18 protein-coding genes are annotated in these 19,144 nt (G+C 36.1%); 7 read left to right on the forward strand and 11 right to left on the reverse strand.

Going from position 1 to position 19,144, the window contains the following annotated elements; all coding sequences use genetic code 11:
• Window positions 1–39 precede the first annotated feature (39 nt).
• The 5 genes from AKG98_RS05040 to AKG98_RS05060 form a co-directional block, all read right to left on the reverse strand.
• Window positions 40–525 carry a DUF1499 domain-containing protein gene (locus AKG98_RS05040; RefSeq protein ID WP_067042316.1) on the reverse strand — a complete coding sequence of 162 codons (486 nt, stop codon included), beginning with the start codon at window positions 523–525 and terminating at the stop codon, window positions 40–42.
• A 123-nt stretch (window positions 526–648) separates the two neighbouring features.
• On the reverse strand, window positions 649–2,946 hold the full coding sequence (locus tag AKG98_RS05045; RefSeq protein WP_067042319.1) for a polysaccharide biosynthesis tyrosine autokinase: 2,298 nt from the start codon (window positions 2,944–2,946) through the stop codon (window positions 649–651).
• The gene (locus AKG98_RS05050) at window positions 2,946–3,461 is read right to left on the reverse strand and encodes a polysaccharide biosynthesis/export family protein (RefSeq protein ID WP_157534065.1); all 516 of its coding nucleotides are present in this window, start codon (window positions 3,459–3,461) and stop codon (window positions 2,946–2,948) included. The genes AKG98_RS05045 and AKG98_RS05050 overlap by 1 nt, the downstream gene beginning before the upstream one ends.
• An 11-nt stretch (window positions 3,462–3,472) precedes the next feature.
• Window positions 3,473–4,669 (reverse strand): outer membrane beta-barrel protein, encoded by a 1,197-nt coding sequence (locus AKG98_RS05055; protein ID WP_067042325.1) that lies wholly within the window; start codon window positions 4,667–4,669, stop codon window positions 3,473–3,475.
• Window positions 4,670–4,729: 60 nt separating this feature from the next.
• Window positions 4,730–6,124, reverse strand: coding sequence for an undecaprenyl-phosphate glucose phosphotransferase (locus tag AKG98_RS05060; protein ID WP_067042328.1), 1,395 nt, complete (start codon window positions 6,122–6,124; stop codon window positions 4,730–4,732).
• A 348-nt stretch (window positions 6,125–6,472) separates the two neighbouring features.
• On the opposite strand from AKG98_RS05060, the gene AKG98_RS05065 reads away from it, so the two are divergent.
• Window positions 6,473–7,489 (forward strand): acyltransferase, encoded by a 1,017-nt coding sequence (locus AKG98_RS05065; protein WP_067042331.1) that lies wholly within the window; start codon window positions 6,473–6,475, stop codon window positions 7,487–7,489.
• Between the two features lie 7 nt (window positions 7,490–7,496).
• On the opposite strand, the gene AKG98_RS05070 is transcribed toward AKG98_RS05065, so the two are convergent.
• Both AKG98_RS05070 and AKG98_RS05075 read right to left on the reverse strand, forming a co-directional pair.
• A complete protein-coding gene (locus AKG98_RS05070) occupies window positions 7,497–8,945 on the reverse strand; it encodes an oligosaccharide flippase family protein (RefSeq protein WP_067042334.1) in 1,449 nt (482 codons plus the stop codon).
• A 34-nt stretch (window positions 8,946–8,979) separates the two neighbouring features.
• Window positions 8,980–10,239: an O-antigen ligase gene (locus AKG98_RS05075; RefSeq protein WP_067042338.1), complete on the reverse strand. Its 1,260-nt coding sequence runs from the start codon at window positions 10,237–10,239 to the stop codon at window positions 8,980–8,982.
• A gap of 188 nt (window positions 10,240–10,427) precedes the next feature.
• On the opposite strand from AKG98_RS05075, the gene AKG98_RS05080 reads away from it, so the two are divergent.
• Entirely contained in the window at window positions 10,428–11,525 is a 1,098-nt protein-coding gene (locus AKG98_RS05080; protein WP_067042341.1) for a right-handed parallel beta-helix repeat-containing protein, read from the forward strand.
• A 63-nt stretch (window positions 11,526–11,588) separates the two neighbouring features.
• On the opposite strand, the gene AKG98_RS05085 is transcribed toward AKG98_RS05080, so the two are convergent.
• The gene (locus tag AKG98_RS05085) at window positions 11,589–12,137 is read right to left on the reverse strand and encodes a DUF882 domain-containing protein (RefSeq protein WP_067042344.1); all 549 of its coding nucleotides are present in this window, start codon (window positions 12,135–12,137) and stop codon (window positions 11,589–11,591) included.
• Window positions 12,138–12,207: 70 nt separating this feature from the next.
• Entirely contained in the window at window positions 12,208–13,521 is a 1,314-nt protein-coding gene (locus tag AKG98_RS05090; RefSeq protein ID WP_157534066.1) for a L,D-transpeptidase family protein, read from the reverse strand.
• Window positions 13,522–13,645: 124 nt separating this feature from the next.
• Between AKG98_RS05090 and AKG98_RS05095 the strand changes: the two genes are divergently transcribed.
• From AKG98_RS05095 to AKG98_RS05105, 3 genes are all read left to right on the forward strand, one after another.
• Window positions 13,646–14,101, forward strand: a complete 456-nt coding sequence (locus AKG98_RS05095) for a YaiI/YqxD family protein (protein ID WP_198155426.1) — start codon at window positions 13,646–13,648, stop codon at window positions 14,099–14,101.
• A 32-nt stretch (window positions 14,102–14,133) separates the two neighbouring features.
• Entirely contained in the window at window positions 14,134–14,607 is a 474-nt protein-coding gene (locus tag AKG98_RS05100; RefSeq protein ID WP_067042354.1) for an NYN domain-containing protein, read from the forward strand.
• A gap of 327 nt (window positions 14,608–14,934) precedes the next feature.
• A complete protein-coding gene (locus AKG98_RS05105) occupies window positions 14,935–15,843 on the forward strand; it encodes a TIGR01777 family oxidoreductase (RefSeq protein WP_067042357.1) in 909 nt (302 codons plus the stop codon).
• A 21-nt stretch (window positions 15,844–15,864) separates the two neighbouring features.
• Here the strand turns inward: AKG98_RS05105 and AKG98_RS05110 are convergent, their stop codons facing one another.
• Entirely contained in the window at window positions 15,865–16,209 is a 345-nt protein-coding gene (locus AKG98_RS05110; RefSeq protein ID WP_067042360.1) for a hypothetical protein, read from the reverse strand.
• Window positions 16,210–16,217: 8 nt separating this feature from the next.
• Complete coding sequence (locus tag AKG98_RS05115; protein WP_228140207.1) at window positions 16,218–17,801, reverse strand: ComEC/Rec2 family competence protein; 1,584 nt, start codon at window positions 17,799–17,801, stop codon at window positions 16,218–16,220.
• Between the two features lie 28 nt (window positions 17,802–17,829).
• Between AKG98_RS05115 and AKG98_RS05120 the strand changes: the two genes are divergently transcribed.
• Together AKG98_RS05120 and AKG98_RS05125 are read left to right on the forward strand one after the other, a co-directional pair.
• A complete protein-coding gene (locus AKG98_RS05120) occupies window positions 17,830–18,348 on the forward strand; it encodes a DUF2062 domain-containing protein (protein ID WP_067042366.1) in 519 nt (172 codons plus the stop codon).
• Between the two features lie 380 nt (window positions 18,349–18,728).
• Complete coding sequence (locus AKG98_RS05125) at window positions 18,729–19,097, forward strand: hypothetical protein (protein WP_067042369.1); 369 nt, start codon at window positions 18,729–18,731, stop codon at window positions 19,095–19,097.
• The last annotated feature ends 47 nt before the right edge of the window (window positions 19,098–19,144 follow it).

Below are 19,144 nucleotides of genomic sequence, written 5' to 3' on the forward strand. Positions count from 1 at the left end.
CTAAAAATGGGTAATACAATTAAATGTATTACCCATTAATCAATTTGGCTTAGCGGCTTTACTCACTAACCCTTTATCATTCAATGCTTTATACAAATCATCAACGCGTTGCTTATTCACACCAAAATCTGACTTACCTAACCTCGATGCTGATCGAACAGCAATGATGCCATCGTTGAGACGAAGGTGAAGTTCAAAATCATCGACAAAGCGCATTAAAGTACTCGTACTTTCGACATACAGGTAATCTGCCGTTTCTGTCATGATCTCCATATTGTGTTGTGCTTGTAAATAGACTTTAATTTCAGACCAAACCACTTCAGCACTCACTTCTAATTTAAACGCTGGTACATAATGACTTTCGTCTAGACTATCACTTGATACGCAATTTGGTGACTCAGGACAAGGTGTGAGCAGCGAATTAACAATACCAATATTATCGGGAGGAGTACCAGAGCAAGATGCGAGAAATATACTACAAGTTAAAATAAGTATAGAACGCTTAAATATACGTGATGTATGCATTTAGAACCTTGTAAATGAATTTCCTATTTAAGTAATTTAATCATAAATTGAATGAACAGCAAACACTTATTCCCCCTAGTGCTTGCTGTAAATATTAATTTGTAACGATTACTCTAAGCCAAGTTATGACTTAGCCGGCTTTTCGGCATATTCATCATCGCTGTAATAACCGTAATAGTAATCAGAATCTACAACACCGTCGGTATTGACGTGATTCATCACAATGCCGACTAAATTGGCATCCACTTTAATAAGGCGACGAATACCATTTTGCACTAATCTTACTCGTGTCGCTTCGCTTTTAATGACATAAATAATCGCGTCTGTATGTAACGATATAATCAATGAATCACTGACAGCTTGAATAGGTGGCGTATCAATAACTATCCGGTCATAGGATTGTCTGAGGCTTTCCAATAATAGTTTAAAACGTTTTGAGGATAGTAATTCTTGCGCATTCTTCGGTGTTGGGCCGCACGTCATTACATGAACACCCGAAGCCGGATCCACGGTAATACAATCAGATAAATTAGCATCACCCGTTATCACTTGTGCAAGTCCAGGTTTATCTTTTGGAATACGAAAGTTCTTTGCCAAACTTGGTTTACGCATATCAGCATCTATCAGTACTGTCTTTTCAATCTGAGCTAACGAGAACGCAATATTTGTCGCGGTTGTTGACTTACCTTCATTAGGTTGCGATGAGATGATCCCAATCACTTGATTAACCCGCTGGCCCTGTGCAAGTAGGAAACTCGTGCGTAATGTCCGCACTGATTCAGAAAACTGGCGACCATCGTCATTAAAAAAATAGTGTAAATCTAAATCTTGATTTCGTTTTCTAGCAACTTTAGGTAATACACCTAACACAGGTAATCCAAGCTTAGTTTCTATATCTCCCACAGAGTTAAAATTGTCGGTAAAATATTCTTTAATGAGTAAATAAGTGATATGTAACAATATCGTTAATATAAATACAACAATGACGGCTATTTTAGTGCTTAACGTAATCGGTTTATTTGGCGTTTTAGCTCGGTCAGTAAAACGTGCTACCGCTGCATTAAAATCACTCGTCAGCGCCGTTTCTTTAGAGCGTTCTAGAAACGTATTATATAATTTCCGGTTACTTTGTACGTCTCGCACTAACTTTTGATATTCATTATCTTTACCGATAACATCTTGAAATTGATTCTGAATATTACTGTATTGTCTTTCTAATGCCGAAACATTACTTTTCTTGGTTTTTAGCTCTCTCTCCAAACCTGTTACCAATTTAGAAACTTGTATTGTCAGATGCTTGTTCACCGTATAGAGCTCTGATTTAGCTGCAATAAGATCGGGATGCTTACGACCATAAATTTGTGATAATTCCGATACTTTTAATTTAGCTCTTACCTTTAAACTTTTGATATTTTGAATGATCGGGTGTGATGTTATCTCTGGTATTGACTCTAATTTCTCCAGGTTCTTAACCCCGAATTCATTAATCGCACGAACAATACTCCGTAACTGATTCACCTCATTCTTGGCTTCAACTAATTGATAAGACGTTTGCTCAAGTTCATTACTCACTAAACCGGTCAATCCTCGTCCACCTCGATCTTGTAAATCAATGATATTTTCTTCTTTACGATATGCTTGTAATAGCGTTTCAGATTTATCAAGACTCTGGCGTAAACCCTCAAGTCTTTTTGTTAACCAGTGAGCTGCATTTCTATTAATAGATGATTTTACCTCAAGGTCTTGTGCTATATATGCCTCGCCGACAGCATTGGCAATCATTGCAGCAAGTGCGGGATCTTCACTCTCAAATGAAAGCTTAACAAGCTGTGTTTTTCTAATTGGCGTCACGATTAAACGTTTTGAAAACTGTCTTAAACGCGAAATTTTCACTTGTTGACTTTCAAGCGCTTGATTGCTTATATCTGTCGCTGATTGTGGTACGCCACTGATATAACCCGCACCAATGTTCTCCGCAAATTCACTATCAACATTCATAATAAATGATTTAATCAGAGGTGAAACATCAAGAATATACGCGACGGCTATATCACGCCAACTCTCACGCTTTTGAAATGATGGTTGCAGTTGTAAATTTAAGCGGTCAAATACAGTTTCCGCAATTGATCCAGATTTAAGAATCTCAAACTGAGTTAAATAATATTCCTTTCTATTTGAATCAAGCCCTTGTACTGAATCAAACGAAACAGCTTGCGCTTGATTTGCTTCGATTAATAACGTAGCAGAAGCGCGGTATAGCGGTTGTTCTTTTGATAAATACAACGCGGCACAGAGAGAGACAAAGACAGACAGTAAAAAAATACGCCATTTATAGCGCTGGACAACATGCCAATGCGGTGAAGGTAACACAATGTCTTTATTGACCGAGGATTTATTGAGACTCTGTTCAAGTTTATCCATTAGAAAAACCTTTGCTTAATCAAAATGGTATCACCAGCATTAACTTTATACGTTAAGCTTGCGTTTATTTGCGTGTTTTTATTCTTTTCTTTAAATAAATATATTTTATCTTTTGATGCGCGTTCAGTTAGTCCGCCAGCCAGCGCTATCGCCTGGTTTACCGTTAAACCAGGCTGATATGAATAACCCCCAGGTTTCTTAACTTCACCGTGTATATAAAAAGGTCGGTATTCAATGACATGAACATAAACGTTTGGATTAACGAGGTAATCTCCTTTCAAACCGTTATAAATCAATTTTTCAACTTGCTTAACCGTTAGACCGGTTACCTTTATTTCGCCAAAAAACGGATAGTTAATTTGACCACTATTACTCAGTAACGTTTCTACCGTCAGGTTTTTTTGTCCGAAAACTTTAATTTCGACCTTATCACCAGGCCCTAAAATATAAGATCCCTTTGCTAATACTGGTGTTTGTATTAAGAGCAATAATATACAAAAAAAGATACTTTTCATTATACTGTCCTTTAAAGCGTCAATGTTAAACTAGCGCCGACAACATTTTTATCATATTCGAATATCGTATTTGTTGAAGTATTTCTATCCCAAAGTCCAAATAGGGTGATGGCAATATTATCGGTAAAATCATAGTTAAATTTAAGCTTGTAACCGTCCGTATCATCAACTCGAGATATACCACTGTAATCATCCGTGAATTTATAAATCCCTACAGATGAATAAAAATACGATGTCCAGTTATGCTTCCAATCAAGCTTGTATTTTGTTTCAAGCACATAGTCACCATCAACATCAGGGTCTTTCGTGCTTTGAGACGTGGAAAACGTAATTTTTGAATAAGTCAGCGGACGCCAAACACCACCAATGTTCCAGCTAAAACCCGTAAAGTCTTCACGGCCTTTATCATCAAATTCTTTTGCTTGTCCACCCAATTTGATGAACCCATGGACGATGGAAGATGCTTTCCACTGCATACCTAACAATGCAGTATATACATCAGAATCGCGATTTAGATCCCCAGGTTTGTTATAATCATAACCAATGGTTTCAGCATTTATTTCAATAAAGACATCGGTATGTGCTCTTGTAGAATAGAAAAATATTGAGCCCAATAACAATGAGTCGTAATTACTTCTTCGGGTAATGGTTTCAAAGTTAGTATATTCTTTTTCGTAAAATTTAGCGTTAAAAGCAAGACGTCCTTTTGTTTGCAATGCGCCATATTCATATTTTACAGACAGCGTATTTTCACCATATGTAATTGGTTCGTCAGTTAATTCATAATTCAGCTCTGTCAAGCCACTGCCGCGCTGTTCAGCTAACCATTGAGTTTTAAGGTTTATGTCTATACGGTGCGTGTCACTGGGTTCTAAATGCACATTTAAACCGAGCAATCCGTCCATATAATTATCAGCAGAGCTTGCTTCATAGATACCTTTTTCAGCTCGAGCATCAAGGCTAAAGTAATTAATGCCATCATCAACTTTTAAATTTACCATCGGAATAACAGTGACTATAGTGCTGCTGGTGCCATTTTCTTGTTGCTTATAAATGTTATCATCATCTACAATACTCACTTCCAACGACGGTTTTACGAATAGCCCACCATCAGTAATGTATGTATCTTGTGTGTATGCAACAGCCCCTCCACTCAACAAAACTAAGCCTAAGCCTAAGCAATAGTAGTTACCTTTGAATGCTTTCATTTTGGCTCGCCTCGTAGGTTGATATATCCGAGTGTTGTTCATACCTTATCTCTCAAATAGCTAATATGTGTTGTCGCTTTTTAAGCAGGTCAGTACAGTTAACAGCATAATTTTGAAATCAAACCAAATTGACCATTGCAAAATATAATAAAGATCAAACTCAATACGTTTCTGCATTTTATCTAATGTATCCGTTTCCCCTCGCCAGCCACTGACTTGTGCCCAGCCGGTAATACCTGGTTTAACATGATGCCTTAACATGTAAAATTGAATGAGTTTACGATACTCCTCATTGTGTGATACAGCATGAGGCCGAGGCCCGACAACAGACATGTTACCCATCAGTACATTAAAGAATTGCGGGAGCTCATCAAGGGAACTACGACGTAAAAAACCACCAAAAGGGGTAACACGTTTATCATCTCTGGTTGCCTGTGTTACCTTGCCGTCAGATTCCATTACCGACATACTTCTGAATTTGTAGACAGAAATTTTGTCTCCGTGTAGTCCATAACGACTTTGCTTGAACAATACAGGACCAGGGGATGTAAACTTTAACGTGATTGCGATAGCAAGATACACAGGGGAAAGCAGTATTATGGCGATTAGACTTACTGTAATATCTTCAAATCGTTTTAACCAAACTTTGGCACCTAAATAAGGGGATTCAAAAATACTTAGCGCATCAATTTTACCAACATGTGTAACACGGCCATGCATAACATCAGAGAGCATAAATGCGGGTAAAACATAAACATCGACTGTTGTGTCTGATAATAAATTGATAATTTCTGCGATACGTTTCTCGGCTGAAATAGGTAACGCAATGAACAAAACGTCAATTGAACCCTTTTTAGCTTCAAAAATACCCGCAGATATATTACTCACTACCGTCATGCCTTTAGGTAAACGTTCTGCGTTTCTATCATCAAAAAAACCCACAAAATCAAACCCTAATTCATCACAATGACTGATTTCATGATATAAATTAGCCCCTGTTGACGTTGCGCCTAAGATAGCCATTTTTCGTAGGTTTATGCCCAATTTACAGCGTACAACAGACCATTGATACTTCAATACCCGCCACGTAAAACAACACAAAAATGCTACAAAATACCAGACATTTAAGACATAACTCGGAAACACAAAGGAGGTTTCCAGCCATGCACCAATACCAAACAATATTAAAAATGAAGATATAAACACAGCAACGACAGTCATGAGGACGGCAATAAATCGGCCTACACGCCATGATTGATATAAATTAAGGGCTTCTGCTATATATAAAAAAACGACGGCTGCCGTTAACGCTACAATTATATATTCTTGTGTCATTCGAAGGTTATGGCTATGAATTACAATAACAAAAGAAAATGTAACACAACTTAAATCTAAGAATCGATAAACAAAAGAATAATTAGCAGAACTTACCTTAAATGTATTAGTAGGTTTCAAAATACGATTCCTTAACAAATTTAAAGTAGTCACATTTTGAAATATGAACTACCGAGCTAAATAAATGACTCGCTCATCCAATGAATATGTCATTGATAATCCATTAATTATTTTTTCAATGAAAAATAGTGGAATTAATTTTTAAATACTAATTAAACATCTCACTAAATATAGCAGTGATTTTTTTTATGGCCGCAACATACGTTACTTTTCAGAAGAGTATATATTCAACAAACACATAAAATCCAACATAAACAATCGAAAACACATGTAATACCAGTGTAAAACTTTATATAACCAGTGATTAAGCTATAATCTTAAATCGTAGCATTAAGAAGAAGAGTTAATATGTTTATAACTTCTTTTCACTACTTTCGAGGCTTTGCAATATTAATTATCATCGCAGGACATGTACACGTAGGTAATAGCGAAGTGGATTTCCCAACATTCACCAACCTAGTTTCAGGGTCGACTGCTTTATTTGTATTCATTAGTGGTTATTTGTTTCAACATTTACAAAAAGGTGTGTTTAATTATCCTTTGTATTTAAATAAGAAGTTTAAGTATGTAATTCTGCCATATTTAATCTGCTCAACCCCTGCTATTATTAACATAGCAATGACTGGTGATTTTCACCCACTCCTCGGGAATGTAACGACTATCGAAGGCAGTGTAATCAATCTTCTCACAGGTAGGCATGTTACTGCATATTGGTATGTACCCTTTGCTGCATTACTATTTATGAGCGCACCAATTATAGTTAAGTTCTCATTATTAAAACATAGTATTCAATTATCGATACTCTTTATATTTTCGATTATCGCGATCTATGCTCATAGGCCTATAGGCGGACTTAATCCATTTCATTCTTTTCTCTATTATATCCCATTCTATTTGTTTGGTATTTATGCTGTTGTAAATCGAGACTTAATTGAAAAAATAAAAAAATATAATGTGATATTTTTAATAACAACGGTACTGCTCGCTTATTTTCAAGTTAGCTTCATGGGTGTTATTGGTAGTAGCCATAAAGACTTGTTTACATTCTCAGGTATTGACATTATGTACTTACAAAAAGTTTCTTTATTGTTATTTGTGATGACTTCGTTAAACTCACTTGAAAATAAAAACGTTAAACCTCTTTCTTTCTTTGCTAATATATCTTTTTCACTCTATTTTATTCATGGCTATGTATTAATATTGTTGGCACGGTTATCTATCAACGATATATTATTAAATTATGGATTTAATGAAGCTAGTGCGATGATTATAAAGTTCAGCCTTGTGGTTGTAATAAGTTCATTACTATCTATTAGTATTATTAAAATATTAGGTAAACGAAGCCGATATTTCATCGGAAGTTAAATTTGATTTACAAATCATCTTTTAAAAAATTAAATTTCCTACTTACAAAAAAAACAAATATGAATATTAATATCAACGGAGCTATTACATAAGCGATATTATAAAAACTGTTAGCGTAACTAAAACTGTCATGCGGAATGTTTTCGGTCTGACCAAAAAAAACATTTAACAAACTAATAAACACAAAGAAAGATAAAATCATAAAAGACTTCAATCTTTTAACCTTAAATACAAAACGATGTAATACATAGAAACATTGTATGTAATTGATGATAAAAGCAGTCACTAAACTGATGCACAATACGATCATGTCCCCCATATAAACACCGAATATAATAGCGGACACATTAACCACCGATGAAAATATGCCACAATAAAACATCTGTTTTGTAGCGCCCATCGCTTGATATAAGCCTCCTGTAGAACTTAAGACCATTTGCACAGGGATTGATAATGCTAATACTTTCAATAATTCACTCACTGCTAACCACTGCGAACCAAAGAGAATGAAGATAATATCGTCTGCATACCAAAACATAATTGTAGCCGTCAAGATCCCCAACACAGCCAATTTATAGGCCAATTGATAGTAAGCAGTAAAAATTATATCAGGCTGACTTTTATACCGAGTCAGTACGGGTTGCAGTGCAGGTGTGATAGCAAAAGTAAACAATTGGAGTGGATAACGCATAACTTGGTATGTTTTTTCATAGAAACCAACGGTCGTGACACCAAAATATTTCGCCACTAACAAAGTATCTAAATTTCGCGAGAAAAAATTAAGTATATTAAATCCGAGTTGAAATTTAGCTATCGCCAACAAGGGTATAATACTTGATATTTTGATGCCTATTTTGGCTTTGCCTATTTCAGTGTTCTTTGAAAATCGATGATAAAAAATGAAACGTCCTATCGGCGTGACTAATATTTTTATCGCCAAGGCTACAACCCCTAGCCCCATAAAATAAAGTAGAATACAAACCATTAGTGCAATTAACTCTGCAAATATCTCTGCTTTCCCAATAATTATAAATTGGGTGTCCTTTTGTAACGACGCCAATGGCAGCATTGAAATTGCAGAAAAAAAGACACTCAAGGCTAAAACATATGTGAGTAAATTGACATTTATTAATTCAAGCCAGCTCGCTAGACCAGGCGTAATATAAATAAATAATAATGACAACATAAGGCCAATAATTAATGTCGCACTGAAGATACCATCACGATCTTCATCATTAATCGAATCTCTGTGTATAATTGCAGGCCCAAGACCTGATGTGGCTAACAGTTGAAAGAATAAAATAATAACTTGTAGTGCAGCTAACGTACCAAAGTCATTGGGAGTGAACAATCTTGCTAAAATAGCTAGAGATGTGATTTGTAGGACATAAAGTGAATACTTTCCTATCAGACTATGAAGAATACCTTTGTTTAATTCGTTATTTATTTTACTCATAATGAGATAAACCTATCACTAAGTAAATAGTAGTTCACTCAGCACCGCGAATTACTTCATGCTCATTGATAACTTCATCCCTAATCATATAAACACCAGATGAAATAACAATCATCACCATCAAAAACCACGCCATGTTAGCATCCCTAAATATACTGGACTCTGTTACATTTTGTAAAATTGGGATGATTAATGCCGCATGGATAAAGACACTATTCGATTTCAGCATTGAGAACACAAAAAATATAAAGATAAGCGATGAGCCAACAACGCCAAACTGTAAAAGTAATTGCAAATAGCCATTATGAGCCGATGATATATATTGTAAAAAGCTATATTTATCATCTAATACAAAGGGGATCACACCTACTTCAAAATAACTACCGTAGCCATAACCAAGTGTCATTTTGTCAAAAAATTCAAGATCATAATACAATGCGTCCCAAATAATACCACGACCAGTAAAGAAATCTGCATCAACATATAATGCAATATGCTGATAATCATTCATGTGATAACTGACGCCGGGTATAAAAATAAAAACCGAAAAAAACGTAATCGCGAGTATAGACATTAATACTTTTATTTTAAAAATACTGAGTTGAATTAATATAAAGTATGTCATACATAATACAATACTCGTCTTACTCTGGGTCATTAATAGAAACACAAATAAAATGACAAGTAAAATATTGAGCAAACGACTATTTACATCAAAAGACTTAATCCACATATAGCTAATAACAATCAGCACAGCTAAATTAACACCCATCGTATTCTTGGACTTAAAATAGCCTGCCAAATTTAAACTTTCATTAAAACCTGCACCTTGAACAATAGAAAAAATGATCATTAGCATACAGATTACGATCGCTACTTTAAGATTCACCTCAATACTTTTATGATAAAATGAAAAACAGAATGCAATTGATATAGACGCACAAAATACCATTTGAAATATGGCGCGTTTCATTGTTATTAACGGATAATTTGACCAACTAGCACTCACCAAAGCAATAAAGCAGATGACGAATAAAATAAAAAGCTTGCTTATCAATACCAATTTAAGATTATTAAATTCTTTATTTATAAAAAACCGAAACGAAAAAAATAAGAACAGAGAAATCCAAAAAAGTTGTTTAAATATATTACTCTCTGCAAGACTACCAGTAACCACATCTAATTCATGATCCATCATACTAATCTTACTTGTAAAATCAGGTGTAAAAACACCTAGACAATACAACAACATAAACAACAAACCATATTTTTCAAGCCAAACAAGCACATTCATACAGAACCAACTAGGACGTTATATCTAAAGCATGAGTAGATAAATACATTTAAGGAGACAGATATCAATTATTTCAGCATAAATATGATATTAGACGTTAGGTATGATTTTGGCACCAAACTAAATGCCAATGTGCAGCTAATACACTATTATTAACACAGTTACATTACCCATAAACAAGGTTCTGTATGACATATAACGTTATCAATAAGCAAAATGATGTCGTCATTATTTTTATAATGGCTGTATTCATCAACACTGCTAAAGCTGAATCAAATCCCGCGACACGTGAGTGCACAAAAATAATCTTAAATGAAAATGAAAAAATAACGGTTCTTATCCCTACGTATAAAAATATCAATCATGCCTTAGAAAATTATGTAGATAGTGATGTCATATGTCTTGCCGATGGCTACCAACCGGCGATAACCATTGAGAATTTTGATAGTGGCAGTATGCCGTTAATTATACGACCATGGCATTATTTAGGCACAATAATACAAAGCAAGCAATACACAGGAACAGGAATAACGATAAAGAACTCACAAGGGATTATTATTGAAGGATTAATCATAACAGGAGGTTTAACTGCAATTTTAGTACAAGATTCATCAAATATATCACTTCTATCAAATAAGGTATTTAACACGGGTAACCAAGCAATATCGATAAAACCACGCCATCATGGTGGTAGCCACTATTTGATTAAAGATAACGTAATTTTTAACACCGGACTGCTAAACCCACGCTATGGCGAAGGATTATATATTGGCGATGGTTCGTATACTAAAGATAAGAGCAGATTGAAAATACAGTACACTGTTGATGACGTTATAATAAAAAACAACATAATTCATCATACTAGAAACGAAGCTATTGATGTAAAAGCAAACGCCTACAATGTTAAAATAATCAGTAATACCATCAACGATATAAACTTAAAATTCAACGCTGCGATCACCATAGCAACTGAGTCATCCTTTGCTGAGCGAGGAGGCTATGAGATAATTGATAATGTAATTACAAATATCGTTAACCGTTCTGGTTACCGCCCTATTGGTATTGCGGTCGGACACGGTAATACGCTAATTAAAGACAACTTGATTATCGATAATAATGATAATGATAATTTTCTTGCGACGTGTCTGTTTACTACATTTCTAAATCCAAAATTAAATAAAGTAACATTAGAGAATAATCAATTAATTGGTGCGGGTACTCCGTTCTCTGCAGGGTGTAGAGGCGGAACAAATGATAACGCGAAGGCAGTCGTCATATTCAAATAAAACAACTGCCTATCGACACTCCTTTTCACGATTAATTCGGTTACACCTATTTGTAAAACACCACTACCAAAGTCTAACAGGGCCAGTATCAACATGTACAAAACCCGAGTTAGGGTAATAACCTACTCCGCCTAATTTTAATGAGATAGCAGCTTCACGTAAATGAAGTAATTTAACGTCCGGGATAGCAATATCAATAGCCATGCCTCGCATATGGTAGCTATTGGTTGCGACTTCATTGCTCTTACCCGCTAACATCTGATTCGTTTTAGGCGAACGATAACCAGAAATAACATGAAATTCTTCTGAAACGTTCAGCGTTCTATTTAGTTTATAGAGTAACTCGTATAGCCGATTGTCCATCGGTACAGACAAGTTTTGTCTATGATCGCGCAATAAATGGCTGAAGCTTTGAAGTGTATCTTCTTGATACAAGCCATCGATCCAATAATTTCCTTGGCCCCGTTCTCTCGTGTGTATGTTGTAAAAGCAAAGCTCTCTCATGCCTAACACACTTTGACTTGCTTTAACTTTAACTGGCGCAACGGAGTACGCTGCTAATCCGCTAAGACCTAATAACACTTTTCTACGTGTTGGACATACTATTGACACTATACCACCGATGATCACTTTTCGTACAGAAGCAGTAGAATGTATATGCTAAAAAGCATTAAATCAAGTTTTATCTCTGTAATGCATATATGTCATCGCGAAATTGGCTTAATCCACTGTCGTCAATCCACGCAGTCCAATACACCAAGTGAACCGGTAGCGCATCATTTAAAGGAAACCATTTGGTTATATCTCGACTGAACTTTAGTTTTAACCACAACGACTTATCATCGACTAAACTATGTGCAATCCAATTTGCCAATTCATCCACTTTTTCGATACGAATACAGCCGGAAGACAGCGCTCGATTCGAATGACTAAACAATTTAGGATTGGTTGTATCATGTAAATAAACACTGAAGTTATTAGGAAAATAAAATTTATAACGACCTAGCGTATTCTTTACACCGGGCATTTGTTCAAGTCGATATGGAAATAGACCATTTGCAAGCATTTTCCATTCTTCAGGTGACTTTTCAACTCTTTCATTTTGATAATTATAAACACTAAAATCGCGCTGATTAAAGAAATCACCATTGAGTTTTACTTTTGGCAGTAGATCATCTTCTAAAATACTGCGGGGTACACGCCAGATTGGATTAATAACCATGCTTTTAATTTCACTGGTCAGTATCGGGGTTGGTTTTTTAGGTTTACCGACGATAACACGTGAGCGCAGTGCAATTTTACCATTATCACTCAGTAATAATTCGTAAGCAGGTATATTAACAAGGAGATAACGAGCGCCAAGATTAGCCATGAAGTTAATCTTTCGTTGCATATTATCAGTGAGTAATTCAGCTCTACGATGAGGATTTAAATTTAACCACTTTAATGTATCTGGACCAATTATAGCGTCAGGGTTAAGGCCATGTCGACGCTGAAAACGGCGAACTGCACTGGCTATTTTACCTGTGTAAAGATCTGATAATTCTACCGATTCATCACTATCTCCAAGTAGTATTAATCGCGAATGTATATCATAAATCACCGCGTCACGATCGCCAACACTGAGTAACTCTGATATCTTGATTTCATCCCATGAATATTGCGAGGATAGCCTATAAAGATAGCTTGCACGACTCGAAAATTGCAGTTCTGTTTTAGACATAGGCACAAAGATATTACCACTCATAAAAGGCAATACACTGTGCTGTTGTAAATGACCATGATTTACAATCGCATACCGATCATTTATGATTTCATTTGTACTTTTTGATTCATTAAAATTGGGACCTACAATCGAGATCTGATGTAGCGGTAAAGCAGGTAAAGAATGGCAATGGACTAACAACATGACGAATAGCAGTGATGATGTTATTTTATTTTCAAGCCCACTTCGAAGTACATATTTTAATCCCCTAAAGGGATACCTTGTAAACATGGTAATCCCTCCAATGAATATAAATTAAGTATGGTAAATAAATACCAACTGACCAACAATTTTGGCTATTAATACGCTAAAATGTAGTTTATTAAACTAACGTGAAGGTTATATGCAAAACAATATTACAATTTGGGTTGACGCAGATGCTTGTCCGATCCCAATGAAAGAAATACTTTTTCGTGCAGCAGTTCGCGTTAAAGCGCCATTAGTATTAGTTGCAAATCATTGGATACGAGTCCCAGCCTCTCCGTATATTTCGATGACACAAGTACCTGCTGGTTTTGATGTTGCAGATGATCATATCGTGCTAAAAGTAGCAAAAGATGATCTTGTCATTACGTCTGATATACCACTTGCTGCAGAAGTCATCGAAAAAGGCGCACATGTAATCACCTCTCGAGGCGAAAAATATACATTAAGCAATATTCGTCAACGTCTTAATATGAGAGACTTTATGGATACAATGCGAGCAAGTGGCGAAATGACTGGTGGTCCCGCGGCTTTAGGTGCAAAAGATAAACAGGCGTTTGGTAATGCACTTGACCAATATCTTGCTAAGTATGCGAATAAATCATAACTCTCATTAATATCGAACCCTAGGAATCATTTGTGCAAAAAATTGCTGTGTTTGTTGATGTTCAAAATATTTATTACACCACTCGCCAAACTTATGGCCGTCAGTTTAATTACCGAAAACTCTGGCAACATTTATTATTACAGGGCGACGTAGTAACAGCGTATGCTTATGCTATTGATAAAGGTGATGATCAGCAACGTAAATTCCAAGATGCACTCAAACATATCGGTTTTGACGTGAAGCTTAAACCGTTTATCCAACGCAGTGATGGTTCGGCGAAAGGTGACTGGGATGTTGGGATCACAATCGATGTACTACAAGTCGCAGAATCGGTCGATACTGTTGTGCTACTCTCTGGGGATGGTGACTTTTCAATCCTGCTTGATACGATAAAAACCCGTCATCAAGTGAGAGCTGAAGTTTATGGTGTGCCCGCCTTAACCGCGAATGCTTTAATCAATAGCGCGACTGTATTCAATCCTATTTATGAAGATTTTTTATTGTAATAATCTGAATAAATTTTCGAACGTCTATTTAAGTACTCACAATGAGTAAACATAACGAAAGACACTTATTATGTGAATCTAAGTCATCATAAAATCAAGTGAATCAGAATTACTTATTACTAGCTTGCCTCAGTGTAAGATTATCGAAAAATCAAAAACGTATACTGGTGTTTTGTAGCGCTCGCTAAGATTTACGTGTTAAGCCCCACAAAAAGTAAGTTAAGCGCTAATCCTGGCTTGCTTTTTGTTAAACCAAAGAGTAACAATATTATAAAACAGGCCAAAATGACCTACACTGAAGGTAGCATAACTAACTGAGTAGCAAGCATGCATATATTAATAACGGGTGGCACAGGCTTTATCGGCCAAGCATTTATTAATACTTTCCAAGCTGATTATGACTTTACTGTATTAACCCGCGATGTTAATAATGCAAAAGATATTTTTTCATATATTTCTACGGACAACATCAAGTTCATCTCGGAGTTACATGAGTTACCTAGTGCAATCCATATCGATGCAGTGATCAATTTGGCTGGTGCTCCTATTATGGATAAAATGTGGAGTGCAAAACACAAACATGTTTTAGAGTCGAGTCGCTGGGAAATAACACAACATCTGGTTGATTTTATTTCCACAAAGACGATCACCCCCGACGTCTTTATCAGTGGTTCAGCCGTTGGCGTTTATGGTCGACAAGGTGACAGCAGCATAGATGAAAAGCACCTCAATCATTATCCCGAATATGCGAGCAAGCTATGTGAGCATTGGGAAGAAATAGCCCGTACATGCTGCCCGTCGACCCGCACTGTCATATTACGCACGGGTATTGTATTAGGTAAAGATAAAGGCGCATTGCAAAAAATGGCATTTCCTTTTAAGTTAGGACTTGGCGGTCCAATAGGAAAAGGTCATCAATACATGTCATGGATACATATTGACGACATGGTTGCTGCAATTAATTATTTGTTACAACATGAATCAGCCAGTGGCGCCTTTAACCTCACCTCACCAAACCCGGTGACTAATACTGATTTCGCCCAAAAATTAGCCGCTTGCTTTGGTAAAAAAGCGCGCTTAAGGACACCTGTACTTCTTTTACGATTATTACTGGGCGAACGAGCCGACCTGATTGTATATGGCCAACGCGCATTGCCAAGTCGATTACTCGATGCTGGTTTTACGTTTCACTTTGATACATTAGATCAAGCATTTTCAGCTATCTATGATGCATGATTGGCTAAGTCTTGATAAAGTTTATTCATGCCCAAGTTTTCTTGCTAATCTAATTGCGTCCAATATATTAACAAGCCATACGCAGAGCAACACAATAGTTGCAAGGTGCATGTTTTGTGTGTCTAGAGATGCCGCCTGCTGTGTAACTAACTGGTTAATATTTAGCAAATCGATATTACCACCAGATAACATCACTTGATCTACAATTAATTGCGTCTGCGTTATAGTGATATCCATAATGTAATACAGTGGTAGCGCAGCAGCAGCAGCAAAGACAGCCGCCGCTATATACTTCTTTAACAACCAATGTCCAGCACCTGGAAATAAGAACGCGGATAATAGGCCCGCTTTAAGGGGTTTATTCATAACATCTCCTAACTCAATATATAGCTATAACAAACTAAGGGTAATAATAACAAGGATAAAGAATGTAGTGTCACTTGTAACGGTTTAAATATTAAACCAGCCATCAATAATACAAACATAAGCAACAAACAGTTATAAAAGACCGTGTTTAATTCCGCTCCAACATCAATCCAAATAACATCATTCGAGGTCAATGTCCCCCATATCTCCTGGATGATATCCAAGAGTGTATTAACGTTACTCATTAATACACGGCTAACCATCGGCATGACAGGCAATAGAATTACCGCAAACAACAAGACCGGTAATATTAACACGCTAAATATGGGAATGAAGATCAGATTGACGATGGCGGATAACCAACTAAATCCTGAGAAAATCGTCATTTGGATGGGTAATAAAAGTAACGTAAACAACACTTGGCTATAGCATACATGCGTTAATTTTCGGTAACCATTATTTAGCTTCTGTTTTATTGGACTTTTATCCCTGACTACGGTTTCTGTTCGGCTAAACCAAACTAACATGAATACAGACGCCATTGCTGAAAATGACAGCCAAAAACTAATCGAAAATGCAGTTAAAGGATCCAACAATAAGGTAACCAACAGCATTGCCGCGAACAATTGAAATAATGTAACTTTGTAATATTGAACACGATATAAACAATGAATACACAGTAAAACAATAGCCCGTAGTGCAGGTAATGAAAAACCCGCAATCCACGCATAAAAGATGGCTGCAACCAGGCTTATCGATAAACAAATAACAAGATTATAGGGGGCCCCAAATAACCTCAATAGTCGTCGGGAGCAAAGATAACAAAACCCAAAAATAAGCCCAATATGCAAACCTGATATTGCAACCAGGTGACCAATACCGAGTAATTTAAATTGTGTCCAAAGTTCATTATTGATATAACTGCGATCACCAAATGTTAACGCGTACAACATAGGGTTGGCATTAATCGGTAATACAGATTTAAACATCTGATACAAGTCACCGCGTAAATTCAATTGAGGTTGAATCACCTCTCCCTTTTCAATTAACCCTATATATTGAATATGCCGTGATAACAATCTAGATTTAAAGGAAGAAAAGGCATTATCACCCGCCTGAATCTTTGGCTTAATTAATCGTACTTTAAACCGCCATACTTGACCGATACCCAGATCCCCTGGATAGTAATACTCTGGATTTGGCCATTTTAAGGCAAGCTTAGGTTGTATAAAAGACAACGCTGTATTATTGCTCTCAATGACCTTTACATCAAACGAAAGTAGGTTTTTTTTATTTACTAATGTTATTAGCTCAGCTGTTATGATATTGTCTTGTACAGCTTCCACTTGTGGTTGTTTGTGTTGCAATGTCGTATTATTGAATAACGTATTCGCTTCATTTATTACGCTATTTTTATACAAAATGGACCAGCTCAATGTAACAAACAGAAGAACTAATATAGGTAGTACTTTCACATAAACAAGGATAAAGACCGCGACCGTCATTATCGTTAAAAATTGAATACGTTCAAGATCAACAAAGAACATACTTATTAATATGGTAATGGAAAGTAGTATGGCCTTAACGGTCATTCATTACCCCTGAGAATTGATTAGAATTATGCCTAAGAATTTAATTAAGAAATATCTCCCAAATCCAGAATCAATCAAAGAACATAAGCACCTTAAGATCTTTGGTGATCTGTTACACAACGCAAACCTCTGGCACCTAAATCGCCGCTCTGCAGCTGGTGCTTTCGCTGTTGGTCTTTTTATGGCGTTTGTTCCCGTGCCTTTTCAGATGTTATTAGCCGCTGGTTTTGCCATTTTATTCCGTGTAAACTTGCCATTATCAGTAGCGCTCGTATGGTTATCAAATCCCATTACCATGCCACCAATGTTTTTTGCCACTTATGAGTTAGGTGCATGGATACTGCAAGAACCAGTCCATCCATTCTCATTCGAGCTAACAATCGACTGGTTAATGCAGGCGATAACCTTATATGGTCCGGCATTTCTACTTGGCTGTTTTGTATCCGGCACATTCTTTTCTATTGTTGGTTATTTTAGCATTCGCTGGTTATGGCGTTGGAAAATTATTAACGCTTGGAAGAAACGTAAAGCTTCACGCACAAAATAAGTGTTAAAAATGAGAAGGCCACATCATTTAATCAGTGATGTGGCCTTTTTTATTCTTACCCATTTTAATTAATCATTACACCCGACAAGATAGAGCAATGACGTAGTATCTATTTGTAGGTCCCCCTACCCCCCTTGTACAATTAAGTGGCTATATTGCATAATTAAACCCTCACTATTTCCCCGATACTTAGGCTTCTTTTACTATATTTTTATTTTCAACCAGATGAATGTACTATTATTTAATGCTAATTTCATACCTTTAGATGATTGTTTGTTTACGTATTTAATAGCTAGAATAGTGACCATTATTAGGCATTCAATTTATACAGCATGTATATATTGATTGTGCTGGCAACATAAATTGAAAGGGATTTTATTTTGAAAAGCTCAGCTTCGTTTTTAATGGCTTTATTATCGACTTCAGCAATAGCAGCTGAAGCACCAAAGACATATAACAGTATTGGCGCAGACTTTAACGCTCAAGTACTTGTAGCTCCATCTCAGAAAACTGGATATTATTTATTACAATTTAATGGTTTTGAGCATGAAATAGATGGTCAGACACGTCTATACAAAAAGGTTCTCAATAACAGCAGTAATATTGAAGATGGTTACCATTATCTTCTTGCTGGTTCGAATATCGTTAACTTTAGAAACAACATAAAGCGGACCCTACAAAACGGTAACTACATACCTACTGTACAAATTTATTTAGCCAATAAACCAATTACTAACGTAAACGCCTAGTTAACCCCACCTACCAAATATTTTCAGTTATTGCATGATTACTCTTC

Origin of the sequence: Moritella sp. JT01 (assembly GCF_001574435.1) — a bacterium.
Lineage (GTDB): Bacteria > Pseudomonadota > Gammaproteobacteria > Enterobacterales > Moritellaceae > Moritella.